Annotated in this window: 14 protein-coding genes; 10 read left to right on the top strand and 4 right to left on the bottom strand. The window is 67.0% G+C overall.

Annotated features, from left to right (window positions below):
- The first annotated feature begins 26 nt into the window (after positions 1-26).
- On the top strand, positions 27-983 hold the full coding sequence (locus AC56LK_RS08370) for a DUF4214 domain-containing protein (RefSeq protein WP_497184089.1): 957 nt from the start codon (positions 27-29) through the stop codon (positions 981-983).
- Positions 976-1,395 (top strand): DUF1801 domain-containing protein, encoded by a 420-nt coding sequence (locus tag AC56LK_RS08365; protein ID WP_497184088.1) that lies wholly within the window; start codon positions 976-978, stop codon positions 1,393-1,395. Before AC56LK_RS08370 ends, AC56LK_RS08365 begins: the two co-directional genes overlap by 8 nt.
- 1 nt (position 1,396) lies before the next feature.
- On the opposite strand, the gene AC56LK_RS08360 is transcribed toward AC56LK_RS08365, so the two are convergent.
- From AC56LK_RS08360 to paaX, 4 genes are all read right to left on the bottom strand, one after another.
- Positions 1,397-7,363, bottom strand: coding sequence for a type I secretion C-terminal target domain-containing protein (locus tag AC56LK_RS08360; RefSeq protein WP_497184087.1), 5,967 nt, complete (start codon positions 7,361-7,363; stop codon positions 1,397-1,399).
- 177 nt (positions 7,364-7,540) lie between these two features.
- Positions 7,541-7,777, bottom strand: coding sequence for a hypothetical protein (locus tag AC56LK_RS08355; RefSeq protein ID WP_436104216.1), 237 nt, complete (start codon positions 7,775-7,777; stop codon positions 7,541-7,543).
- A complete protein-coding gene (locus tag AC56LK_RS08350) occupies positions 7,774-8,913 on the bottom strand; it encodes a M14 family metallopeptidase (RefSeq protein ID WP_497184086.1) in 1,140 nt (379 codons plus the stop codon). Before AC56LK_RS08350 ends, AC56LK_RS08355 begins: the two co-directional genes overlap by 4 nt.
- Before the next feature lie 57 nt (positions 8,914-8,970).
- Positions 8,971-9,888, bottom strand: a complete 918-nt coding sequence (gene paaX, locus AC56LK_RS08345; protein WP_497184085.1) for a phenylacetic acid degradation operon negative regulatory protein PaaX — start codon at positions 9,886-9,888, stop codon at positions 8,971-8,973.
- Between the two features lie 94 nt (positions 9,889-9,982).
- Here paaX and paaA point away from each other — a divergent pair, with 94 nt between their 5' ends.
- Genes paaA through paaI form a run of 8 tightly spaced genes read left to right on the top strand, consistent with a single transcriptional unit; the run spans position 9,983 to position 16,423 of the window.
- Entirely contained in the window at positions 9,983-10,972 is a 990-nt protein-coding gene (gene paaA, locus AC56LK_RS08340; RefSeq protein WP_497184084.1) for a 1,2-phenylacetyl-CoA epoxidase subunit PaaA, read from the top strand.
- Between the two features lie 17 nt (positions 10,973-10,989).
- Complete coding sequence (paaB, locus tag AC56LK_RS08335) at positions 10,990-11,274, top strand: 1,2-phenylacetyl-CoA epoxidase subunit PaaB (protein ID WP_224946646.1); 285 nt, start codon at positions 10,990-10,992, stop codon at positions 11,272-11,274.
- 8 nt (positions 11,275-11,282) lie between these two features.
- The gene (paaC, locus tag AC56LK_RS08330; RefSeq protein WP_497184083.1) at positions 11,283-12,035 is read left to right on the top strand and encodes a 1,2-phenylacetyl-CoA epoxidase subunit PaaC; all 753 of its coding nucleotides are present in this window, start codon (positions 11,283-11,285) and stop codon (positions 12,033-12,035) included.
- Entirely contained in the window at positions 12,035-12,547 is a 513-nt protein-coding gene (gene paaD, locus AC56LK_RS08325; protein ID WP_497184082.1) for a 1,2-phenylacetyl-CoA epoxidase subunit PaaD, read from the top strand. The genes paaC and paaD overlap by 1 nt, the downstream gene beginning before the upstream one ends.
- Position 12,548: 1 nt before the next feature.
- Complete coding sequence (gene paaE / locus AC56LK_RS08320) at positions 12,549-13,625, top strand: 1,2-phenylacetyl-CoA epoxidase subunit PaaE (protein WP_497184081.1); 1,077 nt, start codon at positions 12,549-12,551, stop codon at positions 13,623-13,625.
- A gap of 36 nt (positions 13,626-13,661) precedes the next feature.
- Entirely contained in the window at positions 13,662-14,453 is a 792-nt protein-coding gene (gene paaG, locus AC56LK_RS08315) for a 2-(1,2-epoxy-1,2-dihydrophenyl)acetyl-CoA isomerase PaaG (RefSeq protein WP_497184080.1), read from the top strand.
- Between the two features lie 4 nt (positions 14,454-14,457).
- On the top strand, positions 14,458-15,996 hold the full coding sequence (paaH, locus tag AC56LK_RS08310) for a 3-hydroxyacyl-CoA dehydrogenase PaaH (RefSeq protein WP_497184079.1): 1,539 nt from the start codon (positions 14,458-14,460) through the stop codon (positions 15,994-15,996).
- Positions 15,989-16,423, top strand: a complete 435-nt coding sequence (gene paaI / locus AC56LK_RS08305) for a hydroxyphenylacetyl-CoA thioesterase PaaI (protein ID WP_497184078.1) — start codon at positions 15,989-15,991, stop codon at positions 16,421-16,423. Before paaH ends, paaI begins: the two co-directional genes overlap by 8 nt.
- Positions 16,424-16,434 lie beyond the last annotated feature (11 nt).

Genomic DNA, 16,434 nt, shown 5'->3' with positions numbered 1-16,434 from the left:
CCTTTTGCCCGGCAGGCGGAGGCACCATGGCCAATGTCGCGTTGTCGCAAGCCTTCGATTTCCGCAGCGCCCAGGCCTGGACCTGGCTGGTGCGGGAAACCAATTTCTCCCGTATCTCGGTGGCGGACACCACCTACCGCCAGAGCTTCGGCGGCGACTTCCCCCTGGGGCCGGGCAGCAGCCTGAACGGCAAGGTCGCCACTACTTCCTTCTTCATCAAGGACGCCCTGGTCTACAGCATCACCGGCCTCGACCATGACGCAGTGCTGCTGGCGCCCTACGTCGAGCGCAAGGGCGACCTGCGCGGCCTCTACGAGCCTTTCCTGGCCGGCAACGACAGCATCGGGGGCAGCGCCGGCGCCGACGGCCTGATGGGCTTTGCCGGCCACGACCGCATTCGCGGCGGCGGCGGCGACGACTGGATTTCCGGCGGCAGCGGCAGCGACTTCGCCCTGTATGCGGGAAGCCGGGCCGGCTACACCGTCACCCGCACGCCTGAAGGCGTCAGCGTGGCGGACGGCGCGGGGGCGGAGGGCAGGGACGTGCTGGTGGAGGTCGAGCGGCTCAGCTTTGCCGACACCAATGTGGCGCTCGACGTGGGCGCCGGCGAGATCGGCGGGCGCGCCTACCGGCTGTACGAGGCCGCCTTCAACCGCAGGCCGGACGCCCCCGGGGTCGGCTTCTGGATCGGCAAACTCGACGCGGGCGTGTCGGTGTCGGCGGTGGCCCAGGGTTTCATCGACTCGCAGGAATACCGCGACGCCTACGGTTCCGCCATGAGCAACCGCGATCTCGTCACCCGCTACTACACGAATATCCTCGACCGCGCGCCGGAACAGGCCGGCCTCGACTTCTGGGTCGCGAAACTCGACAGCGGCGTGGCGCGCGCCGAGGTGCTGGCCGGGATCAGCGAAAGCGCCGAGAACATCAACGGTTCGGCGGCGCTGATCGCCAACGGCTTCTCATATACACCTTATGGCTGAGAATAAAACCAAGGCGAACGGCGCCAGCGTGCGCGGCTACCTCGATGCGATTCCCGATGCCGGACGGCGCCAGGACTGCGAAACCATCGTGGCGATGATGAGCAGGGTGACGGGGGCGCCGCCCGTCATGTGGGGCGACAGCATCGTCGGCTTCGACAGCTATCACTACAGATACGCCAGCGGCCGCGAAGGCGATGCGCCGCTCGCCGGTTTTTCGTCGCGCAAGGGCGACATCAGCATCTACCTGTCCTGCGAGGTGCCGCCGACGGACGCGCTGCGCGAACGCCTGGGCAAGCACAAGATGGGCAAGGCCTGCCTGTACGTGCGCCGGCTGGACGATGTCGACCTCGGCGTGCTGGAACAGCTGGTGGCCGAGGCGGCCGCGGCCACCCGGGCGCAGTACCCTGCATGATTCAGCCGTAGGGCGTGTAGGGAATGCCGTTGGCGATCAGCTCGGCCACGCCAACCTGGTTTTCCGTGCTTTCACTGATCGCTGCCAGTACCGCCGGCAGGCTCGCCTTCTTGCTGTCCAGAATATCCAGCCAGTAGGCGTAGCCGGCGGCTTCCGGCGCGCGGTGCAGGATGTTGGTGTAGAAGCGCGTGATGATCTCGGCATTGGTCGGCGCGCTGCCGTATACCTCGGCAAACTCCTTCGACGCTGCGAAACCGGCAGCGATCTCGAGCAGCGTGCTGCCCTTGTCCATGGCCTGCAGCCAGAAACCCATGCCGCCCAGGTCCGGGGAGCGGTCGAAGGCGGCGCGGTAGATGCGGAAGGCCTGGCCGGCCACACCTTCGGTATCGAGTGCCATGGCGCCGTCTGCAAAGGCGATGCGTTCGACGCCGGCCAGGATGTCGCTGCCGTCGCCGCCGCTGCCGCTCTCGCTGCGCTTGTCGACCACCCGGAAGCCGTCTGCCGTGCGCGTGACCGTGTAATCGGTGCTGTTGCCGGTGTAGCGCGCGCTGTCCATGCCGACGCCGCCGATCAGGGTGTCGTTGCCGGCGCCGCCAGTCAGCACGTCGTCGCCTTCGCCACCGTCGAGGCGGTCGTTGCCCGCGCCTCCGAGGAGCTGGTCGGTACCGCTGGTGCCGGTCCTGTCCTGCGGTGAGGGCGGCGTCACCGGTGGCGTTACCGGCGGCGTCACTGGAGGCGTCACCGGTGGCGTTACAGGCGGTGGCGGCGCCGGCACGCTCACGGCCTCGACGAAGTTGGCCGCGGTGATGTCCGCCACCTTCAGCTTGTTCAGCACCATGACGGTCTCGAAGCCGGCATAGCTGCCGGCGCCGTCCAGGTCGGCCTGCAGTTGCACGTCGGCGCCGTCCTGCACCAGGCGCAGGTAACCCGCACCGAAGGGATCCGGTACAAGCCCCAGATTGATGCCAAGCCTGCCCAGCGCGATGCGGTCGCCGCCGGCGCCTGCCTGGAAGTCTGTGACGGTGTAGGGCTGGCGGCTCGCTTCGAAGATATCCCGCCCGGCTCCACCGGTGGCGATGGCGACATGGTTTGCATGGTAGGGTCCCGAGCTGGCGCCGACCTCGAACAGGTCGGCGCCCGCCCCGCCCAGCAGGGTCGTGAGCGCCGCAGGCTCGGAATCGCCGCTCCACGTCACGCGCAGGGTGTCGTCGCCGTCGCCGCCGTCCAGCCTCGCGTTACCGCGCACGGTGACGAGCAGGTCGTCGCCGTCCTGGCCCAGCAGTGAGCCGCTGCCGCTGGACTGGAGATGGTCGTTGCCGGCGCCGCCGAGCAGCCTATCGACGCCGTGGTAGCTGGTCAGGGTATCGTTGCCGTCGCCGCCATCGACCACATCGTTGCCGTAATGGCCGTTGAGAACGTCGTCGCCATCGTTGCCGTACAGCGTGTCGTCCAGCCAGCCGCCGTCGAAGCTGTCGTTACCTCTGGTGCCGTTCCAGGTCATGCCCGTCGTGCTGCCGTTGGGATGCAGTCCATGGGCCATGTTGGCGGCGGTGAGCTTGGCGGCTTCGACGTTCTTGAGACTGAGCAGGATGTGGTGGCCCCAATTGCCGCGCGATCCGTCGGGATCAAGCCAGAACACGGTGTCGGCGCCGTCCTGCTGGAGCACCAGCTGCCCGCTGGCGAAGGGGGAACCGCCCATGTACACGGTGTCGAAGATATCGAGCACGTCGCCGCCGGCGCCGGCCTTGAAGTCGAGAATGGTCAGCGAGCCGGTGCCGTAGAGCGGGAACCAGTTGCTGTAGAAATGGTCCTTGCCGGAGCCGCCTTCGAGCGTGACATCGAGCGCGACTGGCTCGCCAAAGGAGGAAGCGATACGCACCGAGATCTGGTCGTCGCCGGCGCCCCCATGCATCGATACGCGTTCGGCGCCCCGGGCGGCATTGCGGTTCCAGACCAGCTGCAGCGTGTCCCGGCCTTCCCCGCCGCGCAGCACGTCGCTGCCCCAGCTGCTGACCAGGGTGTCGTCGCCCGCCCCGCCGTCGAGGAGGTCGTTGCCGGTCTTCTGCGTATGAAAACCGAGTGGCGGCGAGGCGTTTTCTTGGGTATCTCCATCGAGCGCGTCGTTGCCGTCGCCACCCAGCAACTGGTCGTTACCGACCCCGCCCGACAGGCTATCGTCGCCGGCCCCGCCGTCGATAGTATCGTCCAGCCACCCGCCGGCGAGCTGGTCCGCCCCGGCCGTGCCCAGCATATTGCGCCCCGTCATCGTGCCGTCCGGGTTGAAACCCATGGTAACGTTGGCGGCACCGAGCTTGCTTTTGTCGACATTCACCAGCGTCAGCAGGTCTTCGTAGCTGGTGGTGCCATCCATCGTCACGCGCAGCTGCAATACCGTATCGGCGCCGCGCTGGACGGCCTTGAGCGCGCCGCCGGCGGCGAAGGGATTCAGTTTGGCGCTATCCCAGCTATGCCAGAACAGCTTGGTCAGGTCGAGCACGTCGCCGCCTTCGCCCGGTGCGAAATCCTGGATCCGGATGCTGCCGGCCTGGCGTTCTTCGATGATGTAGGTGTCGCTGCCGGCGCCCCCGTCCACGACGACGCTCGCGCCTGCAAAGTTCGCCGTCCAGATGGTGATGTTGTCCCTGCCGGCGCCGCCGTGGACCGTGAACGAGAGCGCCGTGCCCGACGCTGGAGCGCGCGGCGAGACCCAGATCTGGTCGTCGCCATCGCCGCCATCGAGTAGCGCACTGCTTCCATATGCGCCGAGGAAATCCTTGCCCTCGCCGCCACGCAGGATGTCGTCGCTGCCGCCGCCGTTCAGATTGTCGTTGCCGCCCCCACCCTCGAGCCGGTTGCTGCCTTCGCCGCCATCCAGCCGGTCGTCGCCGTCACCGCCCCACAGCTCGTCGTTGCCGGGGCCGCCCGACAGGATGTCGCGGCCGCCTTCGCCGTGCAGGGTGTCGTCGCCGTTCTCGCCATACAGCCTGTCGTCTCCGGCGGCGCCGCGCAGGCGGTCGTTCATGCGTCCGCCCCTCATCGTGTCATCTGAGACCGTCCCGGTGCGCTCCCAGCCATCCGACGAGCCGTCGATGTGCAGGCCGTCGCTGAAGTTTTCGCTGGTCAGCGCGGCGGTGGAGGTATTGCGCAGCACGGCAGTATCGATCCAGATGGCCGGCGTGCCATCCCGCGCATCGTTGCGCTGAAGGACGGCGTCGCCGCCGCGCTGGACCATGCGCAGCAGGTTCCAGGCCGCTCCGAAGGGGTTGGCGCTGCCGAGCGAATCGATGAACACCCTTGACAGGTCGAGCACGTCGCCGCCGGCGCCGGCCCGGAAGTCGGTCACCGTCAACAGAGGAAGATCGAAAAAGTAGGCGAAGCGGTAGGTATCCTGCCCGGCGCCCCCGCTTGCCTCGACCGGCGCCTTGCCCTGGCCGCCGGACAGCTCGAGGAAGTCGTCGCCGTCGCCGGCCGCGACCCGCAAGGCTTGCGTGCTGTCGGCGCCGCCGTGGACGGAGAGTTCGATCCGGTCGTTGCCGGCGCCGGCATCGATGCCGGCCACGCTGAATGCGGCGTCGATCGTGTCGTTGCCCGTGCCGCCCACCACCTGCATGGTGCCCGACACGGCATACTGGTTGGGGTTCTGCAGTCCGGCCCGGATCCAGTCGTCGCCGGCGCCGCCATCGATCAGCCCACCGCCGGCCTGGTCGAACAGATAATCGTTACCGTTGCCGCCTAAGAGCTTATCGTCGCCGTCCCCGTCTTCGAGCCGGTCGTCGTCGTCGCCCCCTTCGAGTCTGTCGTTGCCGCTCTCGCCGTGCAGGCTGTCGGCGCCCTTGCCGCCGCGGAGGATGTCGTCTCCGGAGCCGCCCGCCAGGTCGTCGCCGATGGCGTCTTCGTCACCCCCCTCGATCACGTCGTCCCCGCTGCCGCCCGCGATCCGGTCGGATCCGCCCAGGCCGCGAATGATGTCGTCGCGCTCTCCGCCGGTCAGCGTGTCGATGCCAGCGCTCCCGGTGATCATCTGGCCGGTGAAGTTGCCGTCAGGATGGTATTGCCCAATAATGTGCGCGTCGGTGAGCTTCGCCAGATCGACCCCGGTCAGGGTGGCGACGAGACGGAAGCCGTGCGCGCTTCCCGCTGCGCCGTCGACGTCGACATAAAGCAGCACGTCCTTGCCCGACTGTTCCAGCTTGAGGAAAGCCCGGCGGCCGAAAGGATTGCCGTCCGGCGTGAATGGGAACAGGCCATGCAGCTGGAGCCGGTCGCCAGCAGCCACACTGAAGTCGGCGATCGTCACGTGGCCAAGATCGCCGTCGAGCTGGAACAGGTCGGCGCCGCTGCCGCCGCGTGCCGTGACCGTGCCCGAGGCGCCGATCGCCAGCGTGTCGTCGCCTTCGCCTCCGTCGAGCAGGCTGGCGCCGCCGCCGTACACCGACAGCAGGTCCTTGCCCGCGCCGCCCAGCAGTGTGTTGTCCCCATCGTCGTCATTCAGCCAGTCGTCGCCGGCGCCGCCGTCGAGCCGGTCGTTACCGCTGAAGCCATCCAGGCTATCGTTGCCGTCGCCGCCGTACAGGACGTCGATGCCCCCGTAGCCATTGAGCGTGTCGTTGCCGCCGAGGCCATGCAGCGTGTCGTCGAAACCCCCGCCCCGCATGTCGTCGGCTCCCGCGGTCCCCTGGCGCTCATGGCCTTTCTGTGAACCGCCCGGGTCCACGTCACCGACATTTTCCCGAGTGAAGGAGGACAGCGATTTGCCGGTGAAGATGACGACATCGCGCCAGCCTTCCGTGCCGGCAGTGCCGTCGGCGTCGCGCTGCAGGACCACGTCCGTGCCGCGCTGGATGAGCTGCAGCCTGCCGGACGGGCCGAAGGGATTGACCAGGTCCTGGGCGGGCGTCACGCCCAGCATCGACAACGTGTCGATGACGTCGCCCTGGCTGCCGGTCTCGAAGTCAGAGATCGTCACCACCGGCAGGATCGCCTGGCCGTCGAACACGTACACGTCCCTGCCGGCGCCCCCGGCCGCCTCGACGGGGCGCGAGCCGGTGGCTGCGCCGCGCAGCACGACCAGGTCGTCGCCGCCGCCGGCATCGACCTGCAGCGCCTGCTCCCAGCGCGTGGCCCGCGTGAAAACACTCCCGATGGAGATCCGGTCATTGCCGCTGCCACCCTCGATGCGGTCGATGGTGTCGCCGGCGCCGATATCGTCGTCGCCGTCGCCGCCGAGGATGCGGGATTTGATCCCGGCGCCGCCCAGGTCGGGCGCCGCAGCCTGGAGGGTGTCCTTGCCGGCGCCGCCGTCGAGCGTGTTGTAGCCGTCCTTGTCGATCAGGAGGTCGTCGCCGCCGCCGCCGCGCAGTACGTCGTCGCCGGTGCCGCCGTACAGTTCATCGCCGCCCCAGGTCTCGTCGCCGCCTTCGAGCAGGTCGTTCCCGGCCCCGCCGCTGATCCAGTCGGCTCCGCCCAGGCCGAACAGGACGTCGTCGCCCGCGCCACCGCCGAGGGCGTCGCCATGGTCGCTGCCGTACAGGATGTCAGCTTCCGCCGTGCCGGTCCGGTTCACGGACGGCGGGCTGGAAGCGGTCGAGAAGTCGAATGTCAATGGAGACAGCCCGTTGCCGGCGGCGTCCTTGAGCGCATCGTGGCTGAGTGTGACCGTGTAGGTGGTCCCGTACTGCAGGGGCTTCGATAGGGTCAGGGCGAGGGTATTGCCCGATAACCGGATGGCGCTGTCCGTGTGAACAAGGCCGGAAAAGACGACATTGACGCCGGCCTGGATGCTCAGCGTACCTGTCCCCGAGAAAATCGCTTCGTCGAAGATGAAGACGAGCCTGCCGTCGGCAATGTAGGAGGAGCCGTCCGGCCGACCGACCAGGACTGGTCCCTGCGTGTCTGCGGTGGATGCCGAGGAGCCCGACATGGTGGCCCGGAGGAGGATAGGAGGCGAAAGCGGGGCAGCGCGGCGCATGGGATCCTCGGGCTGAAGAGTAGCCGAAACTATTACTGACTCAGCAGTGCTTGTCTAGAAAAAAATGCAACAGAATCCCGCGTATGCCATCTGCATACATCGGCGTTCGGGTGGGGCCGGAAATGACAACGCCCCGGAAAACCGGGGCGTTTGCAGTCGCTTGCAGAGGAAGAACGGCTAGCCGGCCTGCTCGATCCGGCTGAGCCGCTGGCCATAGATGCCCCAGGTACGGGGCTCGCCATCGACGGTCGCCTTCAAGGCCCAGCCGGTGCCGATCTTCTCGACCGTCACTTCGACCTCGAGCTCCCTGGCCACCTTCTCGGCCCAGGTCTGGGCCGCACCGCGGCCCTTGAACAGCTCCTGGCCTTCGAAGACGACGGTGGCGTCGAATACGGAAGCGGCGAAGACCGTCATGCTTTACCCAGCGCGCGGACCGCGTTCAGCACCGGCTGCAGCACCGCGCCGCCCAGGCGTGCGCTGCGGGCGCCGTCCCAGCCCACCTGCGGATCCGGGTCGTTGGCGTTGTCCTTGAACGGCAGTTCCAGGGTCAGGGACAGGCAGCCGAAGGCGTGGGTGATGTGCGGCGAACCCATGGTCAGCGTTTCGTCGGTGAACGGGGTCTTGCCGTAGCCGTGCACGTCCTGGAAGTCCGGGCTGGCGATCTTGAAGTCCTCGATGAAGCGCTGCTGCTGCGCAGCCTGCTGTTCACTCCAGGTCGGGAGCGATTCGCTGCCGGCCACGAACACGTAGGGCAGGCCTTCGTCGCCGTGCACGTCCAGGCACAGGTCGACCCCGGTCTCATGCATTTTCTTCAGCACCAGGAAGACTTCCGGGCTGCGCTCCATGGTCGGGTTCATCCACTCGCGGTTCAGGTTGGCGCCGGCCGCGTTGGTGCGCAGGTTGCCGCGTACCGAGCCGTCCGGGTTCATGTTCGGCACCACGTAGAACACCGATTCCTTCAAGAGCTGGCGGCCGAACGGATGGGCCGGGTCGAGCAGGGCGTCGAGCATGCCTTCCACGAACCACTCGGCCATGGTCTCGCCCGGGTGCTGGCGTGCGATCACCCACACCTTCTTCTTCTCCGGCGACGGTTCGCCGATGACCAGCATGTTCAGGTCGCGGCCGTCCACGGTGGAGCCGAGGTCCAGCATGCGCACCTGCTCGGACATCTGGGCGCGGTCGAGCAGCTCCAGGTGGCGCTCCCACGAATACGGCTCGAAGTAGGCGTAGTAGACGCTGTCCATGCCCGGAGTGTGCTCGATCGTCATCACCTGGCCGTCGTAGGACGTCGGCACGCGGAACCAGTTCACGCGGTCGTAGCTCGCCATCGCCTGGTAGCCTTCCCAGCCGGCCGGATAGGCGGCCTGGCCGGCGTTCAGGAAGCGGATGCTGCAGGCTTCGCCTTGCGCGCCCTGCAGGCGGAAGTAGAACCACTGGATGATGTCGGCGTGGGAATCCTTGCGAATGTTCAGGTCGATGGCGTTCGCGCTCGTGGCGTTCACGACCTCGATGGCGCCAGCGTCGAACTGGCTGCTGATCTTGATAGACATGGTGTGTCCTGGGTATGGATGTTGGGTAAAACGCTGATCATACCGCGTAGTGCGCGACTAAGCCAAACCGCCGAAGCGGCCGTAGAAGCTGTCGTCGGCCGGGGGCGTGTGCTCGTCCTCCTTGCCCAGCAAGCGCATGACGTGCTCCTCGGCGCGGGCGTAGCTGAGCCGGTAGACCTGCTTCGCCAGTTCGTAGGCGGCGGTCCCCGGCCACGGATCGGGCAGCAGTTCGAGCGGCAGCATGGGGTCGTGCAGCTGCACGCGGCGATAGGCGTGGATGAGCAGGGTGCGGATCGAGAAGGCGTCTTGCGGCGTGAGATCTGCCTGCGTGTCCAGCAGTGGAGAGAAACTGTCGATGAAGCCGCGGTAGCCGGCTACGACGCCGGACAAATCCCAGGCGTCGCCCGCCAGCTCGGGCAGCGCCCGCGAACCGACGCCGGGCAGCTCGGCCGCATCGCACACGAATACCTTGCCCGCGGCGCCCGACCTGGCCAGGATCTCGCGCAGCGTATCGCCGTCCGGCGCCGGGTGCGCCATCACGCCCGTGGCCAGCATCGCAAAGCCCTCCCATTCCAGTTCCTTGCGCAGCAGCGCGCGCAGGTCGCCGTCGATGCTGTTGGTAGGCGCCAGCACAAAGCGCCAGCGGCCGTCCCAGTCCAGCCCCGGCGGCGAATAGATGCGGCGGTTGGCGCGCGCCAGGCGCGGCAGGGCCTTCGGCTCCAGCGCATAACGGCTGCGCCGGCCCTCGCGGCTGGCCACCAGCCAGCCTTCCTGCACCAGGCGAAACACGCTGGTGCGCACCAGCCGGTCGCTGACCCCGAGCGGCGCCAGCAATTCGATCATGCTGCCCAGCCAGAAAGCGCCGCCATGCGGGGCGATGGCGTCGCCGCACAGGGTCATCACCAGCGATTTGTGGCGCGGCGGATCAGTCGTCAGGAAGTGGTCGATCCACTCGCCGCTGGTCAGTCGTGTCATCTTGATAAGACCCTAATATGATTCAAAAATTTGGTGTACATCCGATTTTTTGTATCGTATTATGGATTGAGTAGGTTTGCAATGGAGACCAGACATGTATGCACAGATGGTGGAGACCGGGCTCAAGAAAGTCCGTACCGAGGAAGACATGAGCGCCGACGAAGCGGCGTTCCAGGCGCGCATCGACGCCGGCATCAAGATCGAGCCCAAGGACTGGATGCCCGAGGCTTACCGCAAGACCCTGATCCGCCAGATCTCGCAGCATGCGCACAGCGAGATCGTCGGCCAGCTCCCGGAAGGGAACTGGGTCACGCGCGCCCCGACGCTGCAGCGCAAGTCGGTCCTGCTGGCCAAGATCCAGGACGAGGCCGGCCACGGCCTCTACCTGTACAGCGCCGCCGAGACCCTGGGCGTGTCGCGCGACGAGCTGCTGCAGGCCCTGCACGCGGGCAAGGCGAAATACTCGAGCATCTTCAACTACCCGACCCTGAGCTGGGCCGACATGGGCGCCATCGGCTGGCTGGTGGACGGCTCGGCCATCATCAACCAGATCCCGCTCTGCCGCTGCTCCTACGGCCCGTATGCGCGCGCCATGATCCGCGTCTGCAAGGAAGAGTCCTTCCACGCACGCCAGGGCTACGACATCATGATGGCCCTGGCCAAGGGCACGCCGGAGCAGAAGGCGATGGCCCAGGATGCGCTGAACCGCTGGTGGTGGCCGTCGCTGATGATGTTCGGCCCCTCGGATGCCGAGTCGGTCAACAGCGCGCAATCGACCGCCTGGCGCATCAAGCTGTTCTCGAACGACGAGCTGCGCCAGCGCATGGTCGACCAGACCGTGCCCCAGGCCGAATACCTGGGCCTGACCATCCCCGACCCCGACCTCAAGTGGAACGCAGAGCGCGGTTCCTACGACTTCGGCGAGATCGACTGGAGCGAGTTCCACAACGTCCTGAAGGGCAACGGCCCCTGCAATCGCGAGCGCCTGCGCACCCGCGTGAAAGCCTATGAAGACGGCGAATGGTTCCGCGACGCCCTGGTCGCCCACGCCGACAAGAAAGCCGCAGCCAAGGCGGCAGCATAAGAATCCGGAGAGAGCAAATGAGCAAAGAATGGCCACTGTGGGAAGTCTTCATCCGCAGCCAGCACGGCCTGGCCCACAAGCACGTGGGCAGCCTGCACGCCCCTGACGCCGAGATGGCGGTCAACAACGCGCGCGACGTCTACACCCGCCGCAACGAAGGCGTCTCGATCTGGGTCGTGCGCGCCCAGGACATCGTCGCCAGCAGCCCGAACGACAAGGAAGCCCTGTTCGAGCCGGCCAACAGCAAAGTGTACCGCCACCCGACCTTCTTCCCGATGCCGGAAGAAGTCAAGAACCTGTGAGGTCGGCTGTGGACGCAAAGATCGAGTACCTCCTGCGCCAGGGCGACAACGCGCTGATCCTGTCGCAGCAGCTGTGCCAGCTGTGCGGCAAGGGCCCGGCGCTGGAAGAAGACATGGCGCTGTCGAACGTCGCGCTCGACCTGCTGGGCCAGACCCGCATGTGGCTGAGCTACGCCGGCGAACTCGAAGGCAAGGGCCGCGACGAAGACCGCCTGGCCTTCCACCGCGACGCCCACGACTACCGCAACTGCCTGCTGGTCGAGCAGCCGAACGGCAGCTACGCCGAGGTCATGATGCGCCAGTTCCTGTTCGATACCTGGCACTACTTCCTGATGGACGGCCTGACCAGGTCAAACGATGCGCGCATCGCCGAGATCGCGCAAAAATCGATCAAGGAAGTCACCTACCACCTGCGCCGCTCGGGCGACCTGGTGGTGCGCCTGGGCGACGGCACCGACGTCAGTCACGCCAGGATGCAGTCGGCGCTGGACGAGCTGTGGATGTACAGCGGCGAAATGTTCCTCTACGACGCGGTCGACAACGCGATGGTGGAGCAGGGCGTCGCCCCGGCCGCCGAGCCGCTGCGCAAGATGTGCCTCGATCACCTGGCGGAAGTGCTGGCGGAAGCCACGCTGACGATGCCGTCGCCGGACGCCTGGATGCAGCGCGGCGGCAAACAGGGCCGCCACAGCGAGCGCCTCGGCTACATCCTGGCCGAGATGCAGTTCCTGCAGCGCGCCTATCCCGGAGCGCAGTGGTAATGAGCCTCGCTGGCGTCACGACGGAACAGGTGTGGAGCTGGCTCGGCGAGGTCGCCGATCCGGAGATCCCGGTCATCTCGGTGGTGGACCTCGGCATCGTGCGCGAAGTCGCCTTCGAGGGGAATGCCTGCGTCGTGACGATCACGCCGACCTATTCCGGGTGCCCGGCGATGCAGGTGATCGCGGATGCGGTGAAGGAAGCCCTGCAGGCCCACGGCCTGGAGCACGTGCGCATCCTCAGCCGCCTGGCGCCCGCCTGGACCACCGACTGGATGAGCGAGGCCGGCAAGGCCGCCCTGAAGGGCTACGGCATTGCGCCCCCGGTGCAGCAGGCGATCGACATCAGCGGCCTGCACGCCGGCATCCGGCGCCGCGCCGCGCCCGAGGTGGCCTGCCCGCACTGCGGCTCGCCGCACACCCAGCTGACCAGCGAGTTCGGCTCGACGCCCTGCAAGGCGCTGTACAAATGCCTCGACTGCCGCGAGCCTTTCGACTATTTCAAGTGTCATTAAGATGAGCAAATTCTATCCACTGAGCGTGGCCAAGGTGAAGCACGAGACCCGCGACGCCATCGCCGTCACCTTCGACGTCCCGCCCGAGCTGAAAGCCCAATTCGCCTACCAGCAGGGCCAGCACCTGACCCTGCGCGCGCTGATCGACGGCGAGGACGTGCGCCGTTCCTATTCGATCTGCTCGGCGGTGCAGGACGATACCCTGCGCGTGGCCATCAAGCGCGTCAGCGGCGGCCGGTTCTCGACCTGGGCCAACGAAAGCCTCAAGCCGGGCGCCACGATCGAGGTGATGCCGCCGATGGGCCACTTCAACGTGCCGCTCGACCCCGACAGCGAACGCCATTACCTGGCCTTCGCGGCCGGCAGCGGCATCACGCCGATCCTGTCGATCGTGAAGACCACGCTCAAGGCCGAGCCGAAGAGCCGCTTCACCATCGTGTACGGCAACCGCGCCTCGTCCAGCGTGATCTTCCGCGACGAGCTGACCGATCTCAAGGACAGCTACATGGAGCGGCTCAAGCTGGTGTATGTGATGAGCCGCGAGCAGCAGGACATCGAACTGTTCAACGGCCGCATCACCGAAGAAAAGTGCGGCCATTTCCTGAAGCACTGGATCGACATCCGCGACATCGACGTGGCCTTCATCTGCGGCCCCGAAGACATGATGCACGGCGTCTCGCGTTCGCTGCAGGCGGCCGGCCTGGCCAAGGAAAAGATCCGCATCGAGCTGTTCGCCGCCAGCATCCCGAAGCACGAGCACAAGCCGCGCAAGCTGGAAGCCGGGCAGCAGCACCAGACCGAAGTCACCGTCATCATGGACGGCAACGCGGCCAGCTTCACGATGGACAAGGACAAGGAATCCCTGCTGGACGCCGGCCTGCGCGCGGGCATCGACATGCGCTACTCGTGCAAGGGCGGCGTGTGCTCGACCTGCCGCTGCAAGGTGCTCGACGGGCAGGTGGAAATGGACGTGAACTATGCGCTGGAAGACTACGAAGTGGCGCGCGGATTCGTGTTGAGCTGCCAGAGCTTCCCGATCACCGACAAGGTGGTGGTCGATTTCGACATCGCCGAATAAGGCGCATCCAACAACAATAAGAATGTGGAGACACCAATGAGCTACGAATCCATCCAGTTCAAGATCGAGAACGGCATCGCCCTCCTGACGCTGAACCGTCCCGATCGCCTGAACAGCTTCACCCAGGCCATGCACCTTGAAGTGCGCGACGCCCTCGACAAGCTGCAGGCCGACAAGTCGGTCCGCGTCCTGGTCCTCACCGGCGCCGGCCGCGGCTTCTGCGCCGGCCAGGACTTGCAGGACCGTGCCGTGGAACCTGGCGGGAAAGGCGTCGACCTCGGCGAATCCGTCGAGAAGTTCTACGCCCCGCTGGTCCTGACCCTGAAATCGCTGCCGATGCCGGTCATCTGCGCCGTCAACGGCGTGGCCGCCGGCGCCGGCGCCAACCTGGCCCTGGCCTGCGACATCGTGCTGGCCGCAAAATCGGCCAGCTTCATCGAAGCCTTCTGCAAGCTGGGACTGATCCCCGATACCGGCGGCACCTGGCACCTGCCGCGCCTGATCGGCCATGCACGCGCCACCGGCCTGGCCATGCTGGGCGACAAACTGAGCGCCGAGAAGGCCGAGCAATGGGGCCTGATCTGGGCCTGCGTCCCGGACGAAGCCCTGATGGACCAGGCCATGGCCATGGCCGAGCATTTCGCCGCTGCGCCAACCCGCGGCCTGGCCTTCACCAAGAAGGCGTTGCAGGCCAGCTGGGCCAACACCCTGCCGGAGCAGCTCAAGCTGGAAGGCGAGATGATGCGCGAACTGGGCTACAGCCACGACTACCGCGAGGGGGTCGCCGCCTTCATCGCCAAGCGCCCGGCGCACTTCAAGGGAGAGTAAGACCATGCAGGCACTCCCGCAAGACAGCATCATCGCCGTCGTCGGCAGCGGCGCCATGGGCAGCGGCATCGCCCAGGTCGCGGCCACGGCCGGCCACCAGGTGCTGCTGTTCGACACCCGTCCAGATGCCGCCGACAAGGCCATCGCCGACATCGGCAAGACCTACGCCAGGCTGGTCGAAAAGGGCCGCATGGACGCCGCCGCGGCAAGCCAAGCACATGACCGGCTGAAGCGCATCGCTACGCTGCAGGAAGCGTCCCAGGCCGCGCTGGTGGTCGAAGCCATCGTCGAGAACCTGGACGCCAAGCGCGCCCTGTTCGCGGAACTGGAAGGCATCGTCAGCGACGACTGCATCCTGGCCACCAACACTTCGTCGATCTCCGTCACCGCGATCGCGGCCAAACTGCGCCGTCCGGAACGCCTGGTGGGCATGCACTTCTTCAATCCGGTGCCCCTGATGGCCCTGGTCGAAGTCATCAGCGGCATCGCCACCGACAAGGCCGTCGCCGAGACCACCTACGCCACGGCCGCAGCCTGGGGCAAGAGCCCGGTGCATGCGAAATCCACGCCCGGCTTCATCGTCAACCGCGTTGCCCGGCCGTACTACGCCGAGGCCCTGCGCCTCCTGCTCGAGCAGGCCGCCGAACCGGCCACCATCGATGCCGTGCTGCGCGACTGCGGCGGCTTCCGCATGGGTCCCTTCGAGCTGATGGACCTGATCGGCCACGACGTCAACTTCTCGGTCACGAACTCGGTCTACGACGCCTACTTCGGCGACCCGCGCTTCACGCCCTCGATCCTGCAGCAGGAACTGGTCAATGCAGGCTTCCTGGGCCGCAAGACCGGGCGCGGCTTCTACCGCTACGGCGACGGCATCGAGAAGCCCCCCGTGCAGACCGAAGCGCCGCAGGCGCGGCCCGCATCGGTGGCTATCGTCGGCGGCGAACCAGGCGCGATCGCGGCGCTGGCGGCGCGCCTCACCGCTGCCGGTTACGAACTGCCGCACGAAGAGACCCTCGACAGCACGCCGGGCTTCGTATGCCAGGGCGCCGCCGTGTATCTCACCGATGGCCGCAGCGCCACCGAACGCGCCGCCGAAAGCTGGCACGACGACACCGTCGTCTACGACCTGCTGCTCGACCCTGCCGGCGCCACCCGTATCGCGCTGGCGCGCGCCGACCAGTGCAGCGACGAGGCCTACAACGCCGTGGTCGGCATGTTCCAGGCCGCCGGCTTTGCCGTGACACGCCTCGACGACGTGCCGGGCATGGCCGTGATGCGCACCGTCGCCATGCTGGCCAACGAAGCGGCGGATGCCGTCAACCAGGGCGTATGCAGCGCGGCCGCGGTCGACATCGCGATGCAGAAGGGCGTCAACTATCCGCGCGGGCCGCTGGCCTGGGCCGACAGCGTCGGCCTGGAGCACATCGTGGCCGTCCTGTCGAACCTGGCCGCCACCTATGGCGAAGACCGTTACCGCGTCTCGCCGCTGCTGCGCCGCAAGCTGGCCGCCAATCCGCACGGAGCCAGCTTCCATGCATAGCGATCCGCAGGCGCTGGCCGAGCTGGCCGGCAAGACCATGTACGAACGCGATCCGGCCAGCCAGGCCCTGGGCATGACGCTCGACGAGATCCGTCCCGGCTACGCCCGCATGTCGATGCGCGTGCGCGGCGACATGCTCAACGGCCACGCCACCTGCCACGGCGGCTACATCTTCATGCTGGCCGACAGCGCCTTCGCCTTCGCCTGCAACTCGCACAACTTCAATACCGTGGGCGCCGGCTGCACGATCGATTACCTGGCGCCGGGCCGCGAAGGCGACCTGCTGGTGGCCGAAGCGGTGGAGCAGGCGCTGCAGGGCAAGACCGGCGTCTACGACATCAGGGTGAGCAACCAGGAAGGACGCACGGTGGCGCTGTTCCGCGGGAAGTCGCACCGCGTCAGCGGCATGGTCGCAGAGCTTGAGTAAAGACTAGGAGG

It is taken from the genome of Telluria sp. ZB4P36 (assembly GCF_059685865.1).
The sequence above is the reverse complement of the archived record's forward strand: the minus strand, read 5'-3'. Positions and strand labels throughout refer to the sequence as shown.